At 69.3% G+C, this 21,060-nt stretch carries 15 protein-coding genes, 1 tRNA gene and 6 pseudogenes; 6 read left to right on the top strand and 16 right to left on the bottom strand.

The genetic code is table 11. The features are described 5' to 3' along the window. Positions 1-26 precede the first annotated feature (26 nt). The 5 genes and pseudogenes from NTM_RS18540 to NTM_RS29090 all read right to left on the bottom strand — a co-directional run bounded on the left by NTM_RS18540 (position 27) and on the right by NTM_RS29090 (position 6,128). A pseudogene (locus tag NTM_RS18540) lies at positions 27-1,507 on the bottom strand (sugar porter family MFS transporter). Between the two features lie 120 nt (positions 1,508-1,627). Beyond that, a complete protein-coding gene (locus NTM_RS18535; RefSeq protein WP_104864882.1) occupies positions 1,628-2,311 on the bottom strand; it encodes an HAD-IA family hydrolase in 684 nt (227 codons plus the stop codon). Between the two features lie 177 nt (positions 2,312-2,488). Next, on the bottom strand, positions 2,489-4,108 hold the full coding sequence (locus tag NTM_RS29100; RefSeq protein WP_353961634.1) for a vitamin B12 dependent-methionine synthase activation domain-containing protein: 1,620 nt from the start codon (positions 4,106-4,108) through the stop codon (positions 2,489-2,491). Next, complete coding sequence (locus tag NTM_RS29095; RefSeq protein ID WP_353961635.1) at positions 4,108-5,193, bottom strand: dihydropteroate synthase; 1,086 nt, start codon at positions 5,191-5,193, stop codon at positions 4,108-4,110. The genes NTM_RS29100 and NTM_RS29095 overlap by 1 nt, the downstream gene beginning before the upstream one ends. Beyond that, positions 5,123-6,128, bottom strand: a pseudogene (locus NTM_RS29090) (homocysteine S-methyltransferase family protein). The gene NTM_RS29095 and the pseudogene NTM_RS29090 overlap by 71 nt, the downstream one beginning before the upstream one ends. Before the next feature lie 332 nt (positions 6,129-6,460). Between NTM_RS29090 and NTM_RS18525 the strand changes: the two are divergent. Next, positions 6,461-7,335 (top strand): annotated as a pseudogene (locus tag NTM_RS18525) (PAC2 family protein). Positions 7,336-7,417: 82 nt separating this feature from the next. On the opposite strand, the gene NTM_RS18520 reads toward NTM_RS18525, so the two are convergent. From NTM_RS18520 to NTM_RS18480, 9 genes and pseudogenes are all read right to left on the bottom strand, one after another. Further along, positions 7,418-8,869, bottom strand: coding sequence for a DUF1254 domain-containing protein (locus tag NTM_RS18520; protein ID WP_163767094.1), 1,452 nt, complete (start codon positions 8,867-8,869; stop codon positions 7,418-7,420). Further along, positions 8,869-9,755 (bottom strand): annotated as a pseudogene (locus NTM_RS18515) (SDR family oxidoreductase). The gene NTM_RS18520 and the pseudogene NTM_RS18515 overlap by 1 nt, the downstream one beginning before the upstream one ends. A 28-nt stretch (positions 9,756-9,783) precedes the next feature. Further along, positions 9,784-11,020: pseudogene (gene mshC, locus NTM_RS18510) on the bottom strand (cysteine--1-D-myo-inosityl 2-amino-2-deoxy-alpha-D-glucopyranoside ligase). A 47-nt stretch (positions 11,021-11,067) separates the two neighbouring features. After that, positions 11,068-11,825 (bottom strand): annotated as a pseudogene (locus NTM_RS18505) (3'(2'),5'-bisphosphate nucleotidase CysQ). A gap of 17 nt (positions 11,826-11,842) precedes the next feature. Beyond that, positions 11,843-12,643, bottom strand: a complete 801-nt coding sequence (locus tag NTM_RS18500; protein WP_163767093.1) for an Rv2133c family protein — start codon at positions 12,641-12,643, stop codon at positions 11,843-11,845. Then, positions 12,630-13,214 carry an Rv2134c family protein gene (locus NTM_RS18495; RefSeq protein WP_104864874.1) on the bottom strand — a complete coding sequence of 195 codons (585 nt, stop codon included), beginning with the start codon at positions 13,212-13,214 and terminating at the stop codon, positions 12,630-12,632. The genes NTM_RS18500 and NTM_RS18495 overlap by 14 nt, the downstream gene beginning before the upstream one ends. 37 nt (positions 13,215-13,251) lie before the next feature. Then, positions 13,252-13,944, bottom strand: a complete 693-nt coding sequence (locus tag NTM_RS18490) for a histidine phosphatase family protein (protein WP_163767092.1) — start codon at positions 13,942-13,944, stop codon at positions 13,252-13,254. Then, complete coding sequence (locus NTM_RS18485; protein ID WP_163769551.1) at positions 13,941-14,771, bottom strand: undecaprenyl-diphosphate phosphatase; 831 nt, start codon at positions 14,769-14,771, stop codon at positions 13,941-13,943. Before NTM_RS18485 ends, NTM_RS18490 begins: the two co-directional genes overlap by 4 nt. Before the next feature lie 58 nt (positions 14,772-14,829). After that, positions 14,830-15,141, bottom strand: coding sequence for a hypothetical protein (locus tag NTM_RS18480; RefSeq protein WP_179963958.1), 312 nt, complete (start codon positions 15,139-15,141; stop codon positions 14,830-14,832). Positions 15,142-15,262: 121 nt separating this feature from the next. On the opposite strand from NTM_RS18480, the gene NTM_RS18475 reads away from it, so the two are divergent. From NTM_RS18475 to NTM_RS18465, 3 genes are read left to right on the top strand one after another with little or no spacing between them, the layout of a single operon-like run. After that, entirely contained in the window at positions 15,263-16,303 is a 1,041-nt protein-coding gene (locus NTM_RS18475; protein WP_163767090.1) for an SMP-30/gluconolactonase/LRE family protein, read from the top strand. Then, positions 16,300-16,560 carry a DUF5703 family protein gene (locus tag NTM_RS18470; RefSeq protein ID WP_163767089.1) on the top strand — a complete coding sequence of 87 codons (261 nt, stop codon included), beginning with the start codon at positions 16,300-16,302 and terminating at the stop codon, positions 16,558-16,560. The genes NTM_RS18475 and NTM_RS18470 overlap by 4 nt, the downstream gene beginning before the upstream one ends. Then, on the top strand, positions 16,560-17,621 hold the full coding sequence (locus NTM_RS18465) for a quinone-dependent dihydroorotate dehydrogenase (RefSeq protein ID WP_163767088.1): 1,062 nt from the start codon (positions 16,560-16,562) through the stop codon (positions 17,619-17,621). The genes NTM_RS18470 and NTM_RS18465 overlap by 1 nt, the downstream gene beginning before the upstream one ends. Before the next feature lie 7 nt (positions 17,622-17,628). On the opposite strand, the gene NTM_RS18460 is transcribed toward NTM_RS18465, so the two are convergent. Further along, entirely contained in the window at positions 17,629-18,165 is a 537-nt protein-coding gene (locus NTM_RS18460) for a YbhB/YbcL family Raf kinase inhibitor-like protein (protein ID WP_083144507.1), read from the bottom strand. 27 nt (positions 18,166-18,192) lie between these two features. After that, on the bottom strand, positions 18,193-19,527 hold the full coding sequence (locus tag NTM_RS18455; protein ID WP_179963957.1) for a M20/M25/M40 family metallo-hydrolase: 1,335 nt from the start codon (positions 19,525-19,527) through the stop codon (positions 18,193-18,195). Between the two features lie 79 nt (positions 19,528-19,606). Between NTM_RS18455 and NTM_RS18450 the strand changes: the two genes are divergently transcribed. Beyond that, a tRNA-Leu gene (locus NTM_RS18450) sits at positions 19,607-19,692 on the top strand. Between the two features lie 16 nt (positions 19,693-19,708). Then, a complete protein-coding gene (locus tag NTM_RS18445) occupies positions 19,709-21,025 on the top strand; it encodes an acyltransferase family protein (RefSeq protein ID WP_163767087.1) in 1,317 nt (438 codons plus the stop codon). The last annotated feature ends 35 nt before the right edge of the window (positions 21,026-21,060 follow it).

The raw sequence follows: 21,060 nt of genomic DNA, 5'->3' as shown, positions 1-21,060 counted from the left end.
CGCCCAGCAAGCGCACGCTGGGCCCGTCAGCCCGCGGCCGTCTTGTCCTGCTGCAGGATCTCGCCGTGCATGTCCTCCAGGGACACGCCCTTGGTCTCCAGCACCCACCGCCACACGAACAGACCCGAGAGCACGGCGCACAGACCGTAGAAGCCGTAGGCCAGCCCGAGGTGTTCGCGCAGGCCGGGGAAGGTGACGGTGATCAGCCAGTTCGCCGCCCACTGCCCCGCGGCCGCCAGCCCGAGCGCCGCGGCGCGGATCCGGTTCGGGAACATCTCACCGAGCAGCACCCAGACCACCGGACCCCAGGACATGCCGAACGCGACCACGAACAGGTTCGCCGCGATCAGCGCGATCACCCCGGACGCACCCGGCAGGCTCGGCGTGCCGTCAGCGTTGACCGTGGCGTTGCCGAAGATCACCGCCATCGTGATCAGCGTGACCGCCATGCCCGAGGAGCCGATGAGCAGCAGTGGCTTGCGGCCGATCTTGTCGATCAGGGCGATCGCGATCAATGTGGTCAGCACGTTGATCACCGACGTGATCACGGTGTAGATCGCCGACTCGTCGGCGCTGAAGCCGACGGCCTGCCACAGCACGTTGCTGTAGTAGAAGATCACGTTGATGCCGACGAACTGCTGGAAGATCGACAGACCAAGGCCCACCCAGACGATTCCGTAGATCCCGCCCGTCGGCTTGCGCAGATCCCGCCACGACGGCCGGTCCTCGCGTTCCAGCGTCTGCCGGATGCGGCTGATCGTGATCTCCAGGTTCTTCTGCCCGAGCAGCCTGGTCAGCACCTTGCGGGCTTCCGGGATCTTGTGCGTGGCAACGAGATAGCGCGGCGACTCGGGGATCGTGAACGTGAGCGCGCCGTAGAGGACCGCGGGCACCGCCATCGCGATGAACATCCACCGCCACGCGTCCTGGTTGAGCCACAGCGGTTCGTTGGGCCCGCCGGCGAGCCACTGCAACAGGTAGTTGACCGCGAAGGACAAGAAGATGCCGGACACGATCGCGAGCTGCTGCAGCGATCCGAGCCTGCCTCGGATGCCCGGGGTGAGGTCTCGGCGATGTAGGCGGGCGCGATCACCGACGCGACCCCGACACCGATGCCGCCGACGATCCGGAAGAGCACCACCGCCCACACCTCGTGCGCCAGGCCGGTGCCGAACGCACTGACCAGGAACAGCACCGCGGCGATCTTCATCACCGCGATGCGACCGATGCGGTCGGCGATGCGCCCGGCGGCCATCGCCCCTGCGGCGGCGCCGAGCAGCGCCGATGCCACCGCGAATCCGAGTTCGGCGTTGCCGATGCCGAAGTCCTCCTGAATGGAGTCGACGGCACCGTTGATCACCGCGCTGTCGTAGCCGAACAGCAGGCCACCGAGGGCCGCCACCGACGCGATGCGCACGGCCGTCTTCCCCGAGGATGAGCCCTGGTCGCTGTCGTTGATGTCGTAGATGTCGGGCCCCTCCCCGACGGGACCACCCTGACCGGCCATGCGACGACCTTTCCGCAACGGTGCGTGATGCAGATCACATTCAAGCACTGGAAACTTTGTCGTCGGAGGGTGTTCCCCAAAGATCGGCCGATTACGCGCCGAACCGTCACCGGAAGGTGATCAGGCGGTCCGTTCCCGCAGCTCGCGCTCGATCTCCGCGTGGATCCGGCGCAGCTCGGCGGGATCCAGATCGGCGAGCGAGTTCGCGTGGCGCCGGCGCAGCCCGCCGGGCACCGGGACGTCGTTGGGGACCACGAGCACGGCACAACCGGCCTTCTCGGCCGCCGCGGCGCCCGTCACCGAATCCTCGACGGCCAGACACTCGGCCGGATCGAGTTCCAGCAGTTCGGCGGCCCGCAGGTACGGGTCCGGCGCGGGTTTACCGCGCGGCACCTCGTCACCGCACACCGTGAACGTGAAGTAATGGCGCCCAATGCTTTCCAGCGCACGGTCGGCGAGCTCGCGGTTGGTGTTGGTCACCAATGCCATCGGAGTACGTTCCGCGGAAAGGGAATCCAGCATCTCCCGGGCGCCGTCGCACCAGGGCAGACCGCCGTCGAACAGTTCGGCGGTGTGGCTGTGCAACCAGCGGATGGAGTCCGCCATCGCCGCCGGGTCGGGCTCGAGTCCGAGTTCGGCGTACACGGTGACCATCGTCTCTTCCGCCGACGCCCCGACCAGCGCGGTCCTGGTCTCGCGGCTCATCACGCCGCCGTACGTCTGGTAGAGCGCGGAAAGTGACACATCCCACAGCTTCTCGGAGTCGACGAGGGTGCCGTCCATATCCCACAGCACTGCTCGCATACCCGCGATTGTCTCATGCCGGCCCGAGTTGCCGGCCCGCGCCGGTGCGATCGAAGACCTCCGCGGCTGAGGCCTCGACGAACTGTTCAGCCTGGGCGCGAACGACTTTCGCGCACGGATCAGCAACCCGCGCCACCGGAGCGGGTGAGCAGCGTCACCGGCCACCTGTTCGGCTGGTCAGTCCTCCGGGTTGTAACCCAGGTTCGGAGCCAGCCAGCGCTCGGCCTCCTGCAGCGTCCAGCCCTTACGCCGCGCGTAGTCGGCCACCTGGTCCTGGGCCAGCCGACCGACCACGAAGTACTGCGACTGCGGGTGCGAGAAGTACCAGCCGCTGACCGCGGCACCCGGCCACATCGCCATCGACTCGGTCAGCTCGATACCGGTCCGCTTCGTCACGTCCAGCAGCTCGAACAGGGTCGACTTCTCGGTGTGCTCAGGGCACGCCGGATAACCCGGCGCCGGGCGGATCCCGACGTACTTCTCGCCGATCAGCGCATCGTTGTCGAGTTGCTCGTCGGGCTGGTAGCCCCAGAACTCCTTGCGGACCCGCTCGTGCATCCGCTCGGCGAACGCCTCGGCCAGCCGGTCGGCCAGCGACTCCAGCAGGATCGCGTTGTAGTCGTCGTTGGCCGCCTTGAACTCGGCGATCTTGTCGGCGCCGCCCAGGCCCGCGGTGACGGCGAACCCGCCGACATAGTCGGCCAGCCCGGTTTCGCGGGGGGCGACGAAGTCACCCAGTGACCGGTTCGGGATGCCGTCGCGGTGCTCGCCCTGCTGGCGCAGATTGCGCAGGGTGGTCAGCACCTCGGTGCGGGAGTCGTCGGTGTAGACCTCGATGTCGTCCCCGACAGCGTTGGCCGGGAAGAAACCGATCACACCGTTGGCGGTCAGCCACTTCTCCTTGATCAGGGTGTCGAGCATCTCCTGGGCGTCGTCGTAGAGCTTGCGCGCCGCCTCGCCCGAGGCCGGGTTGTTAAGGATGTCGGGGAACCGGCCCTTCATCTCCCACGCATTGAAGAACGGCTGCCAGTCGATGTACTCCCGCAGCTCCGCGAGGTCGTAGTCGGAGAAGTCCCGTACGCCCAGACCCTGGGCGGGCACCGGCGGCGTGTAGCCGTCCCACTCGATCGGGGTCCGGTTGGCGCGGGCCTTCTCCAGCGTCAGCATCGGCCGCTCGTTCTTCTGGGCGTGCCGCTCCCGCAGGGATGCGTAGTCCTTCTCGGTGGCCTCCAGCAGCGCCGGGCGCTGTTTGTCGTCGAGCAACGCCGCGGCGACCGGCACCGAGCGAGACGCGTCCTTGACCCAGACCACCGGCCCGGACCGGCGCGGCGCCACCTTGACCGCGGTGTGCGCGCGGGAGGTGGTCGCGCCGCCGATCAGCAGCGGGATCTCCATGCCCTCACGCTCCATCTCGGCGGCGAAGTTGACCATCTCGTCCAGTGACGGGGTGATCAGGCCGGACAGCCCGATGATGTCGGCGTCGTGTTCCCTGGCGGCGTCCAGGATCTTCTGCGCGGGCACCATCACGCCGAGGTCGATCACCTCGAAGTTGTTGCACTGCAACACAACCCCGACGATGTTCTTGCCGATGTCGTGCACGTCGCCCTTGACCGTGGCCATGATGATCGTGCCGTTGGTGTCCTTGGTCGACGAGGTCCCGCTGGCCTCTTTCTCCGCCTCGATGAACGGCAGCAGGTACGCGACGGCCTTCTTCATCACGCGCGCGGACTTCACCACCTGAGGCAGGAACATCTTGCCCGAGCCGAACAGGTCGCCGACGACGTTCATCCCGTCCATCAGCGGGCCCTCGATGACCTCGATCGGCCGTCCCCGGCGGCCTCGATCTCGGCCCGCAGCTCCTCGGTGTCCTCGTCGACGTGCGCGTCGAGGCCCTTGACCAGCGCGTGGGTGATCCGCTCGCGGACCGGCAGGCTGCGCCACTCGGCCGCGGCGGGATCCTCACCTTTTTCTTTGGTGTTGAACCGCTCGGCGATCTCCAGCAGCCGCTCGGCGGCGTCCTCGCGGCGGTTGAGCACCACGTCCTCGATACGCTCCCGCAGTTCGGGGTCGATCGAGTCGTACGGCACCAGCGCGCCGGCGTTCACGATGCCCATGTCCAGGCCGGCCTTGATCGCGTGGAACAGGAACACCGCGTGGATCGCCTCGCGGACCGGGTTGTTGCCGCGGAACGAGAACGACACGTTGGAGATGCCGCCCGAGATGTGCACGCCGGGCAGGTTCGCCTTGATCCACGAGCACGCCTCGATGAAGTCGATGCCGTAGGTGGCGTGCTCCTCGATGCCGGTGGCCAGCGCGAAGCAGTTCGGGTCGAAGATGATGTCCTCGGCCGGGAACCCGACCTCTTCGGTCAGGATCCGGTAGGCGCGGCCGCAGATCTCCTTGCGGCGCTCCAGGTTGTCGGCCTGGCCCTGCTCGTCGAACGCCATCACCACCACGGCGGCGCCGTACTTGCGGCACAGCCGGGCTTCCCGGACGAACTTCTCCTCGCCCTCTTTCAGCGAGATCGAGTTCACGATCGGCTTGCCCTGCACGTTCTTCAGGCCGGCCTCGATGACCTCCCACTTGGAGGAGTCGATCATCACCGGGACGCGGCTGATGTCGGGTTCGGCGGCGATCAGCTTCGTGAACCGGTCCATCGCGGCGACGCCGTCGATCATGCCCTCGTCCATGTTGATGTCGATGACCTGCGCACCGACCTCGACCTGCTGCAGGGCCACCGACAGCGCGGTGTCGTAGTCGTTGGCCTTGATCAGGTTGCGGAACCGGGCCGAGCCGGTGATGTTGGTTCGCTCACCGATGTTGACGAACAGCGAGTCGTCGTCGATGTTGAGCGGCTCCAGCCCCGACAGCCGGGTGGCCACCGGGATCTCGGGCACCACACGGGGCCTTGCCGTCGACCACCTTGGCGATCTCGGCGATATGCGGTGGCGCCGTCCCGCAGCAGCCACCGACCAGGTTGACCAGACCCGCCTCGGCGAAATCGGCGATGTAGCTCGCCTGCCGCTCGGGGACTCGTCGTACTCGCCGAACGCGTTGGGCAGACCGGCGTTCGGGTAGCAGGACACGTAGGTGTCGGCGATGCGCGCCATCTCGGCGATGTAGGGCCGCATCTCGGGGGCGCCCAGCGCGCAGTTCAGGCCGACCGCGAGCGGTCTGGCGTGCCGGATCGCGTTCCAGAACGCCTCGGTGACCTGACCGGACAGCGTGCGCCCGGACGCGTCGGTGATGGTGCCGGAGATGATGACCGGCCACCGGCGGCCACGCTCCTCGAACAGCGTCTCGACCGCGAACACCGCGGCCTTGGCGTTCAGCGAGTCGAAGATGGTCTCGATGATGATCAGGTCGGAGCCGCCGTCGACCAGCCCGTTGGCGGCTTCCAGGTACGCGGCGACCAGCTGGTCGTAGGACACGTTGCGCGCGCCGGGGTCGTTGACGTCCGGGGAGATCGACGCGGTGCGGGTGGTCGGGCCGATCGCGCCGGCGACGTAGCGGGTTTCTCCGGGGTGCTGAACTCGTCGGCGGCCTTGCGGGCCAGCGCGGCTCCGGCGTAGTTCAGCTCGTAGCTCAGGTCGGCCATGTCGTAGTCGGCCAGGGAGATCGCGTTCGCGTTGAACGTGTTGGTCTCCAGGATGTCGGCGCCCGCCTCGAGGTATTCGCGGTGGATGCCCTCGATGATCTGCGGCTGCGTCAGGGTGAGCAGGTCGTTGTTGCCCTGCAGCGCGGTCGGCCACTCGGTGAACCGGTCGCCGCGGTAGCCGGCCTCGTCGGGCCGGTCACGCTGGATCGCCGTGCCCATCGCGCCGTCGATCACCAGGATCCGCTGTTCCAGCGCCGCCTTCAGGTCGTCGGTGCAGTCGGGGCGGACGTTCATACGCATCCCTTCCATCATGAAACATGGAAGGCGTCCTTGACTCTGCCGAGCGTGGCGGACCTGGGAAGACCCGGCTCCGTTGCAACGCCTCTCGACCCCGAGAGTGTACGTCGTCACCACACCGACGGCTGGACGCCTGGCCTTGTTACCGCGCAGTCGTACTCCCCAAGGTTAACCAGGCTGCTGTCGTGCGTATTTCACCTTCGGGGGCGGGTCGATGCCCATCATCGAGCCGGTCCAAGGCTTAGGCTGGGAGCGTGACACCCTCGGATTTCGGCGGTCCGAAGCGCGACCTGCCAGACCTGCACGACACGATCGTCGTCGCGGCGTTCGAGGGCTGGAATGACGCCGGCGACGCTGCCAGCGACGCGCTGGAGCACCTGGACGCGATCTGGGAGGCGGAGACGATCGTCGAGATCGACGACGAGTCCTACTACGACTACCAGGTGAACCGGCCGGTGATCCGCCAGATCGACGGGGTCACCCGCGAGCTGGTGTGGCCGTCGATGCGGATCTCGCACTGCCGCCCGCCGGGTGCCGACCGCGACATCGTGTTGATGCACGGCGTCGAGCCGAACATGCGGTGGCGGACGTTCTGCGCCGAACTGCTGACCATCGCCGACAAGCTGAATGTGCAGACGGTGGTGATCCTGGGCGCGTTGCTGGCCGACACCCCGCACACCCGGCCGGTGCCAGTGTCCGGCGCGGCGTATTCGGCCGAGTCGGCGAAGACGTTCGGACTCGAAGAGACCCGCTATGAGGGCCCGACCGGGATCGCCGGGGTGTTCCAGGACGCCTGCGTGCAGGCCGGTATCCCGGCGGTGACGTTCTGGGCCGCCGTCCCGCACTACGTGTCGCAACCCCGAACCCGAAGGCCACCGTGGCGCTGCTGCGCCGGGTGGAGGACGTCCTGGACATCGAGGTCCCGCTGGCCGACCTGCCGTCGCAGGCCGAGGAGTGGGAGCAGGCCGTCACCGAGATGACCTCGGAGGACGACGAGATCGCCGACTACGTGCACTCGCTGGAGGAACGCGGCGACGCCGAGGTCGACCTGAACGAGGCACTGGGCAAGATCGACGGTGACGCGCTGGCCGCGGAGTTCGAACGCTACCTGCGCCGCCGCGGCCGCTAGCCCCGACCGCGAGCGTGCGTGTCGGCGGCCGACACGCCGGGCTCAGGACGGACTTCCCGCACGCTCGCGGAAAACTCCGGGGTCAGACCTTCTCGGGCACCGGAGCCGTCCAGCTCCCGTTGAGCGCATCCGGTTTGGGCCAGTACAGCCGCAGCACCAACCCGAACGGTCCCTTCGGCGCGGGCAGCCAGTTCGGCTCCTTCTCCGGGCCCGGTGAGCTGTTCTGCACGTACAGCGTGTAGCCGCCGTCGACGTCGGGCACCAGGGTCGGCAGCATCTCCGAGTTGATCAGGTAGCGGTCGATCGGGTTGTCGACGAGCAGGCTGGCGGGCAACTCGTACATGGTCACCGACCAGAACGCGTTCACCGGCGGCAGCTGACCGGGCGCGAACCGGTACACGTAGTTGTTCGCGCCGGTCAGCGGCTCCCCGGCGGCGTCGTTGAACGCGGCGGGGTAGATCGCCTCGGCCGCGGTGTTGCCATAGATGCCCAGCGCCGCGCCGGCCATCCGGTACAGGTAGTTGTCCTTGAGCTCGTCCCGGGTGCCGAAGAACTGCGCCGAGGTGACCTTGCCGGTGTCGACCTCGTTCTTCTTGAGCGCATCGAACTCCGCCCACGCGTCGGCGATTCCGCCCTCGACCGCGGCGCGCATCTGCGGCGTCAGCGTATCGGCGTCGTAGTCGCCGTCGGCCCCGATGCCGATCGTGGCGAACCGGTCCCGCAGCTCACGCTCGTCGGGCAGTACCGGCGCGAACCGCAGCGCGAAGTTCAGGGTCTCGAAGAACTGCGGCGAGGTGCGCTGCTGGTCGGCGGTCAGCGGCGGGACGAAGTCGATCGCCGGCGCCGGTTCCGGGGACGGCTGGTTCAGGAACACCGACAGCGGCGCAACCTGGTAGCCGTCCTGGATCTTCTTGACCGCGTCGAGGTCGGTCGGGCCGAACAGCTGCGTGCGGTACAACACGAATGCGAGCTCGGTGTCCGACCGGATCACCTCGTCGACGCCCTCGGGTTTCTCGCCCTTCCAGTTCGGTCCCGCGAGCAGGTACCTGCCACCGCCGTTGCCGGTGGTGCGGCTGCCGACGTAAGCGAAGTTGTAGGTGTACCCGTCGACGAACTGCAGCGAGTAATAGCGGTCCTGCTCGACCGGCGGGACGGTCAGGACCAGCGGTTCGGCGCGCAGGTCGGCCCCGACGAACGAGTACGGGGTGTCCGAGTTCGGCGTCTGGATGGCCTTGTCGGCGGGCGTGTAGACCCGCGCGGTGTTGTGGATCGCGTTCCAGCCGCCCTTGTACTCGGGGTCCTGCTTGTCGACGAAGTAGCTGTACTGCACGCGGTAGTTGTCGACGAGCGGAAAACCGTAGATGTAGGCCTCTTTCGCGATCGCCCGGGCTTGTTCGGGGGTCACCTCCGCGGCGACGGGCGGCGGGGCCGGCGAGGTCGACGTGTCGGCCTGCTGCGACCCCGAGTCCGTGCCGCAGCCTGCGAGCAGTATCAGCGCCGCCAACACGGCCGTCAGACGACGCACTGTCCGCATCACCGTTCCTCCAGATCCGCGGTGCGGGTACCCATCGACCGGCCGAGGGCGGCCACCTCGGCGTCCATCCTCGGCAACAACTCGGGCACCAGCTTGACGACCGGCGTCTCGCCCAGCGGTGTCGACAGCAGCGGTTTGAGCCACCGCATCGCCCCGACCCATCGCGGGCAGTTGATGCGCCGTTTGCGCCGCTCGATGCCTGCGACGAACGCCTTGCCGCAGGCCTCGACCGACGTGGTCCGATTCAGCGGGAACGGCAGCTTGCTGACCATCTCGGTGAACGTCGGCAGGTCAGCCCGGGCGTCGCGGACCAGCGGGGTGTCGATCCAGGACATGTGCGCCGTGCCGACGTCCACCCGCGGTAACCGACCTCCAGCCGCAGCGCGTTGGCGAAGTGCTCCACGGCGGCCTTGGACGCGTGGTACGGCGCCAGCCCGGGCGATGCCGCGTATGCGGCCAGCGACGACACCACCAGCACGTACCCGCGCCGCTGCAGCACCGACGGCAGGGTGGCGCGCACGGTGTGGAATACGCCGAGCACGTTGACGTCCATCAACGTGCGGAACGCCTGCGGATCGACCTGCAGCACCGAACCGTAGGACGCGATCCCGGCGTTGGCCATCACCACGTCGATACCGCCGAATCGTTCGGCGGCCGCGTCCGCGGCGGCCTGCATGTCGGTCAGCTCCCGCACGTCGGCGACCGCGGTGTGCACGCGCTGCGCGCCCAGCCGGTCCCGCAGTTCGGCCAGCGGCGCCGCGTCGAGGTCGGTGAGGACGAGGTTGGCTCCCCTGGCGTGCAGACGGCGTGCCACCTCGGCACCGACGCCGCGGGCGCCTCCGGTGATGAAGACGGTTCTCCCGGCGATCGACCGCGCTGTAGACACAGCCGAAACCTACTCCACGGGAGCAGCTTTACAGCTGAACGCCCAGCAGCGCGTCGACCGCGGTGGCCACCGTCGTCCCGGCGGCGGGGTCGTGACCCCCGTAGGACAGTGCGTCGGTGGCCCAACCATCCAGTGCGGCAAGCGCTTTGGGGGTGTCGAGATCGTCGGCGAGGTAGCGGCGGACGCGGGCGACGACGTCGGTGGCGTCCGGCGCGGCGCCCAGGGAGGTCGCGCTGCGCCACCGGTGCAGCCGCTGCAGCGCCTCGTCGACCACCTCGGGGCTCCAGTACCGGTCCTGACGGTAGTGCCCGGCGAAGAGCCCGAGGCGGATCGCGGCCGGGTCGACACCGTCGCGCCGCAGCTGGGAGACCAGCACCAGGTTGCCGCGACTCTTGGACATCTTGTGCCCGTCCCAGCCGATCATGCCCGCGTGGACATAGTGCCGGGCGAAGCGCCGCTCCCCGAGACGCACTCGGCGTGGGCGGCGGAGAACTCGTGGTGCGGGAACACCAGGTCGCTGCCGCCGCCCTGGATGTCGAGCACGTTGCCGATGCGGGTCATCGCGATCGCCGCGCACTCCACGTGCCAGCCCGGCCGCCCGGGCCGAACGGCGACGGCCAGCTCGGCTCGCCGGGGCGTTCGACGCGCCACAGCAGCGCATCCAGCGGATCCCGTTTGCCCGCCCGCTCGGGGTCGCCGCCGCGTTCGGCGAACAGCGCCAGCATGGTGTCGCGGTCGAAGCCGGACTCGTAGCCGAACTGGGCGGTGGCGCCGGCATGGAAGTACACGTCGGGATACTCGGCGTCGTCGACGACGTAGGCGGCCCCGGAGGCCAGTAGCTTCTCCACCACCTCGACCACCTCGGCGATGGCCTCGGTGGCGGCCACGTAGTCGCGCGGGGGCAGCACCCGCAGCGCGGCCATGTCCTCGCGGAACAGCTCGGTCTCGCGGTCGCCGAGCTCGCGCCAGCCGATGCCGTCGCGTTGTGCGCGTTCGAACAGCGGATCGTCGACGTCGGTGATGTTCTGCACGTAGTGCACGTCGTGGCCGGCGTCGCGCCACACCCGGTTGACCAGATCGAAGGTCAGATAGGTCGCGGCGTGGCCGAGGTGGGTCGCGTCGTACGGGGTGATCCCGCACACGTACATCGTGGCGGTCGTGCCCGCCGCCACCGGCCGCACCTGGCGGTCGGCGCTGTCGTAGAGGCGCAGCTGGGGCCCGCGCCCCGGAAGCACCGGAACGTCAGGCGCGGACCACGATTTCATGGCGTCGACTTTAGACATCGTGGTGTGCGACAACTCCGACGGCCGATTCATTCCCGGTAGGCCGACCAGATCGTCTCCAGTAGATCCCCGGCGACCTCGGGTCGGCACATCAGCAGGTCCGGCAGGTACGGGTCGCGGCGGTTGTAGATCAGCGGGGAGCCGTCGAGGCGGGTCGCGTGCAGGCCCGCCGCCCACAGCACACCGGCCGGTGCCGCGGAATCCCACTCCCACTGCCCGCCGGCGTGCAGGTACGCGTCCACGTCGCCACGGACCACGGCCATGGCCTTCGCCCCTGCCGACCCGATCCGGTAGAGCTCGATGTCGAGCTGTTCGCGGATCCGCCACAGCACGGCGGGCGGACGATTGGAACTGGCGGTGATCCGGATCGGTCCGTCGGCACGCGGAGGCGGGGGCACGACGGTGTCGCTGCGGTACACCTCGCCGCGGGCCGGCAGGGCGACCGCGGCGTCGGTGATCGTGCCCGCATCCCGCCGCCACAGCGCGATGTGCACCGCCCAGTCGGCGCGGCCCGGCATCGAGTACTCGTGGGTGCCGTCGACGGGGTCGACGATCCAGACCCGGTCGGCGTCGACCCGGGACACGTCGTCGACGGCCTCCTCGGACAGGATCGCGTCGTGCGGGCGTGCGCGACGCAGCCGGTCCAGGATCAGCGTGTTCGCGCGCGCGTCACCGGCGTCGCCGAGATCGTAGGGATCGTAAAACCGATCTGCTCGCGCATCGCGAGCAGCAGCCCACCGGCCTCCTCGGCCACCGTGGCGGCCAGTGCTGCGTCGGTGAGAGTCACCGCGCCAGTACATCACGTCAGAACGCGGGCCATGGGATCGGCCGCCGACGGTCAGGTGTCGGCATCACCGGATTGCGCAGCAGGCCAACGATTCTGGACCGTAACGCGGCGACTTCTCGCGGCGTGATGTGGTCGCGCAGCTCGGTGCCCAGATCGGACTTCAGCGCCTCGCCGAGTTTCTCGACATCGGTCAGGGTTTCGTCATCGACGGGTTTGCCCGCCCAACCCCACAGCACGGTGCGCAGCTTGTCCTCTTCGTGCAGCGTGACCCCGTGGTCGACGCCGTAGACGCCGCCGTCGATGCCCTGCAGGACGTGTCCGCCCTTGCGGTCGGCGTTGTTGATCAGCACGTCGAACACCGCGATTCGGCGCAGCCGCTCATCGTCGGCGTGCACCAGGGTCACCTCGTCGCCGGCATAGTCGTAGGCCTGCAGGATCGGCAGGAACCCCGGCGGCACCTTGCCCGCCGGGACGAGGTCGATCAGATCGGGTCCGGCAGCGGCTTCCGTCGCGTCGTCGTCCGGTTGGTCGATCCAGCGCTGCAGCATCCCCGGCCCGGCCGGCCCGTCCCGGATGATGGTGTAGGGCACCACATTCCAGCCCAGCGCCGCGGAGATCAGATACGACGACAGCTCGCGGCCCGCCAGTGTGCCGTCGGGGAAATCCCACAGCGGCGCCTCCCCGCGCACCGGTTTGTAGACACAGTGCTCGGTGGCGCCGTCGAGGGTCGCCTCACACAGGAATGTCGCGTTGCTCGCCGACCGGATCCGGCCGAGCACCACCAGCTCACCGCGCTGGAGGATCTCAGAGCTCGTCATCGTCGGACCCGCTCAGGGCACCGCGCCGGTAACCGTTGGTCCGGACGCAGATGTGGCCTTCGGGGTCCAGCGGCTCCTCGCACAGCGGGCACGGCGGCCGGCCCGCCGAGATGACCCGGTTGGAGCGGGCGGCGAACTGGCGGGCCGACTCGGGGGTCAGGAACACCCGCACCGCGTCCGGTCCGTCCTCGGCGTCGTCGAGCACGACGGAGGCGTCGAACTCGGTCTCGGACACCGCGAGCAGCTCCACCACGACGGTCTGGGCCTCAGAATCCCAGCCCAGGCCCATGGTGCCGACGCGGAATTCGGCGTCGACGGGGGTGACCAGCGGGCTGAGGTCCTCGACGTCGTTGGTCTCGGGCGGGATCGGGGTGCCGAAGCGGCGGTTGATCTCGAGCAACAGTGCGGCGATCCGCTCGGCGAGCACCGCCACCTGCTGCTTTTCCAGAATGACCGAGATGACGCGCTTGTCGTGCACGGCCTGCAGATAGAAGGTCCGGTTTCCCGGCTGGCCGACGGTCCCGGCCACGAAGCGGTCGGGTGTGCGGAAGACGTGGATTGCGCGGGCCATGGCACTGTCCAAAATACCGGCAAAGGTCAGGGCGGCGTCAGTCGGTGGACCCGCCCACCACCGCGTCGCCGGCCGGGACGTCTTTCGTCTCGCTCGGGGACTGGTTGAGGGCGGCGTTCAGCGCACCGCCGGTGTGGTTGACGTGGATCACGAACGGGCGCATCGGCGTGTAGCGGATCGCGCTGACCGATGCGGGGTCGGCGTTGATCCGCTGGAAGCTGTCCAGGTGGGTGCCCAGCGCGTCGGCCAGTACCGATTTGATGACGTCGCCGTGCGTGCACGCGACCCACAACACGTCGCCGCCGTGTTCATCGGCGAGCCGGCGGTCGTGTTCGCGGACCGCCGCGACGGCGCGCGCCTGCACACCGGCCAGCCCCTCGCCCTCGGGGAACACCGCGGCGCTGGGTTGCTGCTGCACCACCGCCCAGAGCGGCTCCTTGACCAGTTCGGCGATCTTGCGGCCGGTCCAGGACCCGTAGTCGACCTCGGTGATCCGGTCCTCGACGACCGGTTGCAGCCCGAGTGCGGCGGCCAGCGGTTCCATCGTGCGCTCACAGCGCAGCAGCGGCGAGCGGACGATGGCCCGGATCGGGAGCCCGCCGAGCCGGTCGACCAGCCCCGAGGCCTGTTCGCGGCCGCGGTCGTCGAGGTCGACGCCTTCCGAACGACCGGCCAGCGTGTGCGCGGTGTTCGACGTCGAGCGCCCGTGCCGCACCAGCAGAACCGTCATATCGCGGCCACCGTCCCTGTCGCGAGCAGCACCAGCACCACCGTGCCGAGGATGATGCGGTATCCGACGAACCAGTACATGCTGTGCCGGACCAGGAAGCGCAGGAACCAGGCCACCGCGGCGTAGCCGACGACGAACGCGACCACGATCGACACCACCAGCTGCGGGCCGGTGGCGCTCATCCCCTCCCCGACCGGCGCGAACGCGTCGGGCAGCGAGAACAGGCCGGACGCGAACACCGCCGGGATGGCGAGCAGGAACCCGAACCGGGCCGCCAACTCGCGCTCCATACCGAGGAACAGGCCCGCGCTGATCGTCGCGCCCGAGCGCGACACGCCGGGCACCAGCGCCAGACACTGGGCGAAGCCGACGATCACCGCGTCGCGCCAGGTCAGCTGTTCGACCCGGCGGGTCTGCCTGCCGACGTATTCGGCGGCGGCGATCACGAACGAGAACACGATCATCGCGGTCGCGACCAGCCACAGATTGCGCGCACCGGTCCGGATCTCGTCCTTGAACAGCAGGCCGATGACGCTGATCGGGATGGTGCCGATGATCACCCACCAGCCCAGCCAGTAGTCGGCGTCGCGCCGCCCTGCGGTGAACAGACCGGCGAACCACGCCTTGACGATCCGCACGATGTCGCGGGCGAAAAAGACCAGTACCGCGGCCTCGGTGCCGAGCTGGCTGACCGCGGTGAACGACGCGCCCGCATCGTCGTCGAAGAACACCCGTGAGGTGATGGCGAGGTGACCGGACGACGAGACGGGCAGGAACTCGGCGAGTCCCTGGATCACCGACAGGACGACGACCTGCAGCCACGACATCTCCCCTGTCACGACGACGACCGTACCGTGGCGTCGGAGGCGGGGCTTGGCGCGGCTGTCAGCGCACGGGGCGCGTCACCGGTTGCGCGTCGGCGACGGTGTCACGGACCGCGGCGATCACGCTGCGCTCGTCGGTCATGTCGATGTCGGTGAGCTTGCGGCTGGCCGTGGCGACGATGTCCTCGGCTTGCGGTACCGGTCCGCGCAGCCGGGGGCGGTACACCTCGACCACGAGTGACTGGCGCTCGACGTAGAAGGAGAAGCTGCGGCCGTCGCCGAGCTGGCCGAAACCGCTGGCGTGCACACCGGTGGTGACGTCCTCGACGACGAATCCCTGTCGGGCCACATCATTGTCCGCCGCAAGGGTCATGGTATGTACCATACCGCCCTCTGATCGAACCGGTGCCTCAGAGCCCATGGGTCGACTGCACGCTGTTGCATAGACTGGCTCCTCGGTCGAATTTCAACCCACCCGAAACGAGAGCTACCCGTTGTCTGCCCACCCAAACTCCGCAGTCCGGGCCGGTCGCTGGGCCGCCTCCGCACTGGCGTTGGTGGTGATCGCCGGGTGTTCGTCCAATCCCGTCGACGCGCCGCCACCGACGATCACGCCTGCGCGGGCCGCGGACTCCCCCGCCCCCGCCGAGGCCCCAGCCGGGACGGTGCTCCCCCTGGCACAGCCGGGGCAGGCCGCGGTGTTCGACGCCACGACGGCGCGCCTGGTGGTGCTGTCGTCCGGCGCGGACCGCTCGACGGTGACGCTGATCGACGCGGCGGCCGCGCCGACCGCGGTGGAGCTGGAATCCGAGGCGACCGCGGTGGCCGGCGACGGCGACGGCACGGCGTACCTGGCGACCCGGGGTGGGTACCTGCGCCTGGACATCGGCACCGGTGAGGTGACACGGGTCGACGTGGACGGGCAGCAGGACGTCGAGTTCACCGCGATCACCCGCCGCGCCGACGGCCGGATTGTGCTCGGCAGCGCCGACGGCGCCGTCGTCACGACCTCGCCCGACGGCGGGGTCGATGCCCGCCTGAAGATGTTCGCGCGCGTGGATGCCCTTGTCACACAAGACGATATCGTCGTCGTTCTGGACCGCGGGCAGACATCGGTGACGACGCTGAACGCGGACGGGACGAACTCCGAGCACGCGCTGCGCGCCGGCGACGGCGCCACCACGATGGCCACCGACGGCGCCGGCCGCGTGCTCGTGGCCGACACCCGCGGCGACGAGCTGCTGGTGTACGGGGTCCGCCCGCTGATCCTGCGCCAGCGCTACCCGGTGCCGGACGCGCCGTACGGAGTCGCGGGCTCGCAGAACCCGCAGGGGCTCGCCTGGGTGGCGCAGACGGCATCGAACACCGTGGTTGGTTACGATCTGGCGACCGGAATCCCCGTCGAGAAGGTGCGATACCCGACCGTGCAGCAACCGAACTCCCTGGCCTACGCCGACACCACCGACACCCTGTTCGTGGTGTCGGGATCCGGCGCCGGGGTGCAGGTCATCACCGGTGCCGGCGGTGCCGGATGAGTGTGGGCCGGGGCAGGATGCCCGCGGCGTGGAGCCAGGCCGTCGCCGAGGACTCCAGCGAGTACGAGTGGATCCCGCTGCGCCTGCCGCCCGACGTGACCAGGGTGACCGCATCGATCCGGCTGTCCATCGAGGCCGAGTACCGCGGCTGGGAACTCAACCGGGTCCGGCTGTACACCGACGGGTCACGACGGGTGCTGCTGCGCCGCAAGAAGCGCGCAGACGGTCCCGCCGGACCCGATCAGCCGGGGCTGTGATGTACACGGCACTGCGCAAAGCCCTGTTCCTGGTCCCGCCCGAAACCATCCACACCTGGGTGTTCGCCGGGTTGCGGGCCGCCACCGGACCGGCTCCGCTGCGCCGCGGGCTGGCACGGCGTCTCGCACCGCACGATCCGGTGCTGGCCTCCACCGTGTTCGGGGTGCGCTTTCCGGCGCCGCTGGGCCTGGCCGCGGGTTTCGACAAGGACGGTCTGGGCGTACACGCCTGGGGCGCACTGGGATTCGGTTACGCCGAGGTCGGCACGGTGACCGCGCAGGCGCAGCCCGGTAACCCGGAGCCGCGGCTGTTCCGGCTGCCCGCCGACCGCGCCCTGCTCAACCGGATGGGCTTCAACAACCACGGGTCGGCCGCGCTCGCGCAGCGACTCGCCCGAAGCGCACCGGACGTGCCGATCGGCGTGAACATCGGCAAGACGAAGATCACCGCGCCGGAGGACGCCCCGGCGGACTACGCCGAGAGCGCCAGGCTGCTCGGCTCGCTGGCCGCCTACCTGGTGGTGAACGTCAGCTCGCCGAACACCCCTGGGCTGCGGGACCTGCAGTCGGTCGAATCGCTGCGACCGATCCTGTCCGCCGTACTGGCCGAGACGTCGACGCCGGTGCTGGTCAAGATCGCCCCCGACCTCGCCGACCGAGACATCGACGAGATCGCCGACCTCGCAGTGGAACTCGGCCTCGCCGGGATCGTCGCGACCAACACCACGATCTCGCGTGACGGGCTGGCCACCCCCGGGGCCGCCGACCTCGGCGCCGGGGGCGTCTCGGGTCCGCCGGTCGCCCGCCGCGCGCTGGAGGTGCTGCGCCGCCTGCACGCCCGCGTCGGTGACCGGCTGGTGCTGATCAGCGTCGGCGGCATCGAGACCGCCGACGACGCGTGGGAACGGATCACCGCGGGCGCGTCACTGCTGCAGGGCTACACCGGGTTCGTCTACGGCGGCGGGACGTGGGCCAAGTCGATCAACGACGGCATCGCCGAACACCTCCGCGCACACGGGTTCTCCGGGCTGGCGGAGGCGGTCGGCTCGGCGGCGCGGTAGCGCCGCGCTACTTCTGCTCGTAGGTGCCGGTGATCAGGGCACGGGCGATCGCGTGCCCGAACAGGTTGAACCCGAGGTAGGCCGGGGTCGCGTCGGCGGGCACGTCGAGCTTCTCGACGCCGACGGCGTGCACCGCGACGATGTAGCGGTGCGGGCCGTGACCGGCGGGCGGGGCAGCCCCGATGAACCGCTTCAGTCCGGCGTCGTTGGCCAAAGTGACTGCGTCACCGGGGAATCCCTGCGCGCTGCCGTCCCCGACACCCGCGGGCAGGTCGGTGACCGTCGCGGGCAGGTTGAACACGGCCCAGTGCCAGAAACCCGACGCCGTCGGCGCGTCGGGGTCGTAGACGGTCACGGCGAAGCTGCGGGTCTCCTCGGGGAAGCCCGACCAGCTCAGCTGCGGCGAGATGTCGGAGCCACCCGCGCCCATGATGCCGCTGACCTGATCGTTGCCCCACGGCTGCCCGTCGGTGAACGACTCCGAAGTGACGGTGAAGGTGGGCAGCTGCGGCAGGAACGAATACGGGTCGTAGTCAAACGCCATGAGGGGAAGATCCTTTCGGTTGGATTTCTACGAGTGCAGCAGGAAGTGCTCGAGCACCTGCGCGCCGAACTGCAGCGCATCGACAGGTACCCGTTCGTCGACGCCGTGGAACAGGGCGGCGAAGTCCAGGTCGGGTGGCAGCCGCAGCGGGGCGAAACCGAAGCAGCGAATTCCCAAGCGCGCGAAGTGTTTTGCGTCGGTACCGCCGGAGAGCATGTACGGCACGGTGCGCGCATCCGGATCGGTGGCCAGGATCGCGCCGTTCATCGCGTCGAGCAGCGCCCCCTCGAACGGCGTCTCGTACGACGGCAGGTTGGTGATCCACTCCCGGGTGACGTCGGGGCCGATGATCTCGTCGACCTCGCGCTCGAAGGCGGCGAGCCGGCCCGGCAGCACACGGCAGTCGATCACGGCCTCCGCGGTGCCCGGGATCACGTTGGCCTTGTAGCCGGCCTTGAGCATCGTCGGGTTCGCGGTGTCGCGCAGCGTGGCGCCGACGATGCGCGCGATGCCGCCGAGCTTGGCGATCGTGCCGTCGAGATCGGGTGATGCGGGGTCGAACGCGTAGCCGGTCTCCTCGGAGACGGCGGTGAGGAACTGTTCGACCGATTCGGTCAGCACGATCGGGAAACGGTGCCTGCCGAGCCTGGCGACGGCCTCCGACAGCACGGTGACGGCGTTGTCGTCGTGCACCATCGAGCCGTGCCCGGCGCGGCCCCGCGCGGTCAGGCGCATCCACAGCATCGCCTTCTCGGCGGTCTCGATCAGGTACAGCCGGCGTTCCCCGCCGTCGCGGCGCGGCACCGTCAGCGAGAATCCGCCGACCTCGCCGACCGCCTCGGTGACACCGTCGAACAGGTCCGGACGGTTCTCGACCAGCCACTTGCAGCCGTAGTTGCCGCCGGCCTCCTCGTCGGAGACGAACGCGAACACCAGGTCGCGCGGCGGCACGATGCCCGCGCGTTTGAAGTGCCGGGCGACCGCGATCAGCATCCCGACCATGTCCTTCATGTCGACCGCGCCGCGCCCCCAGACGTAGCCGTCCTCGACCGCCCCGGAGAACGGGTGCACGCTCCAGTCCGACGCCTCGGCGGGCACGACGTCCAGGTGTCCGTGCAACATCAGCGCGCCGCGGGAGCGGTCGGCGCCTTCCAGCCGCGCGAACACGTTGGCCCGCCCCGGCGCGCCGGCCTCGACGTACTCGCAGGTGTAACCGACCTCGGAGAGCTGGTCGGCGACCCAGCGCGCGCATTCGGCCTCGCCCTTGGTGGTGGCCGGCTCCCCGGTGTTGGAGGTGTCGAACCGGATGAGCGAGCTGACGAGGCCGACGACCTCGTCACTCGGCGTGGGCTGACCAGTCACAGTCCCTTTGTAACACTGCACGGGTCTGCCGGTTTGGGCCCGGGGCGGCTCATCCGTTAGCCTTAGGCGCTCACATCGGGTCCGAGTGGCGGAATGGCAGACGCGCTAGCTTGAGGTGCTAGTGCCCTATTAACGGGCGTGGGGGTTCAAGTCCCCCCTCGGACACTCCAGAATGGTCGCGATGACCCAGCACTCCTCCTCACGAGCTCACCCCGGCACTCCTCCTCGCGAGCTCGCCCTCGACCTGTACCGGTCGGCCGCGGTGATGCTCGTGGTGATCGGCCACTGGCTGCTGTCGGTGATGACCTACCACGACGGCGAGTTCGGCCGCGACAATCCGCTGGTCCTGATGCCGTGGACGCAGTGGCTCACCTGGGGTTTCCAGGTGGTGCCGGTGTTCTTCGCGGTCGCGGGCTACGCGAGCGCGGTGTCATGGGGCCGGCGCGACGCCACGACCTCACGCCAGGATTGGGTCCGCCGCCGGGTGGCCCGGGTACTCGGCCCGACCGCCGTCTACGCCGGGTTCGTGCTCGTCGTGATGGGCGCGCTGAAGATCGGCGGCATCGACGGCGCAGTCCTCGAGCTCGGCGGCTGGGCGGTCGCGATGCACCTGTGGTTTTTGGCCGTGTACCTGATGGTCGTCGCGCTGACGCCGCTCGCCGTCGCCGCGCACCGGCGCTGGGGTCTCGCCGTGCCGGCCACACTCGCGGTATGCCTGGTCGTCGTCGACGTGGTGGGCATCGTCACGGGTCACAACGAGATCCGGATGGCGAACTACTTCTTCTGCTGGGCGGCTGTCTACCAGCTCGGAATTGCCTGGCACGGCGGTCTTCTGGGCCGGCGCATCCTGGTCGGGATGGCGGTGGCCGCGGCGGTCGCGCTTCCGCTGCTGGTGACGTGGGGGCCCTACCCGGTCGCGATGATCGGGGTGCCCGGCGACCGGGTGGAGAACTCCGCGCCGCCGTCGGCGGCGCTGCTCGCGCTGGCCACGGTGCAGATCGGGGTGTTGTTCGCGATCGTGCCGCTGCTCAACCGTGCGCTCACCCGCGGGGCGTGGCCCAGGATCCTCGGCGTCGCGAACAACAACGTGATGGCGCTGTACCTGTGGCACATGATGCCGGTCATCGTCGTGACCGTCGTCGCGTATCCGGCCGGTCTGCTGCCGCAGCCACCACTCGGTTCCGGCGCCTGGTGGCTGGCCCGGCTGGAGTGGGAGCTGGTGCTGGCCGTGGTGACCGCGGCGCTGCTGTGCCTGTTGTTCTGGCAGCGCCGGTTCTTCGCGGCGGCGGCGCCGACCTTCGCGGTGCCGGTGCCCACCGGGGTGGCCGAGGGGATGCTGTACGCCGGGACCGGGGCGTGCGCGCTGGCGTTGAGCCTGTTGTCGGCGAACGGTTTCGCACCGCACGGTGAGTTTCCGACGGCGACGGCGGTGTTGTTCGTCGCGGGCGCCCTGCTCGTCGGGGCCCGCCCGCGAGTCAGAGCGCAGACACACACGTAAGCCGCCAACGTGCGCAAAGTTGACACTTTGCGCGG

It is taken from the genome of Mycolicibacterium parafortuitum (assembly GCF_010725485.1).
In the GTDB taxonomy this organism is placed as follows: Bacteria; Actinomycetota; Actinomycetes; order Mycobacteriales; family Mycobacteriaceae; genus Mycobacterium.
The sequence above is the reverse complement of the archived record's forward strand: the minus strand, read 5'-3'. Positions and strand labels throughout refer to the sequence as shown.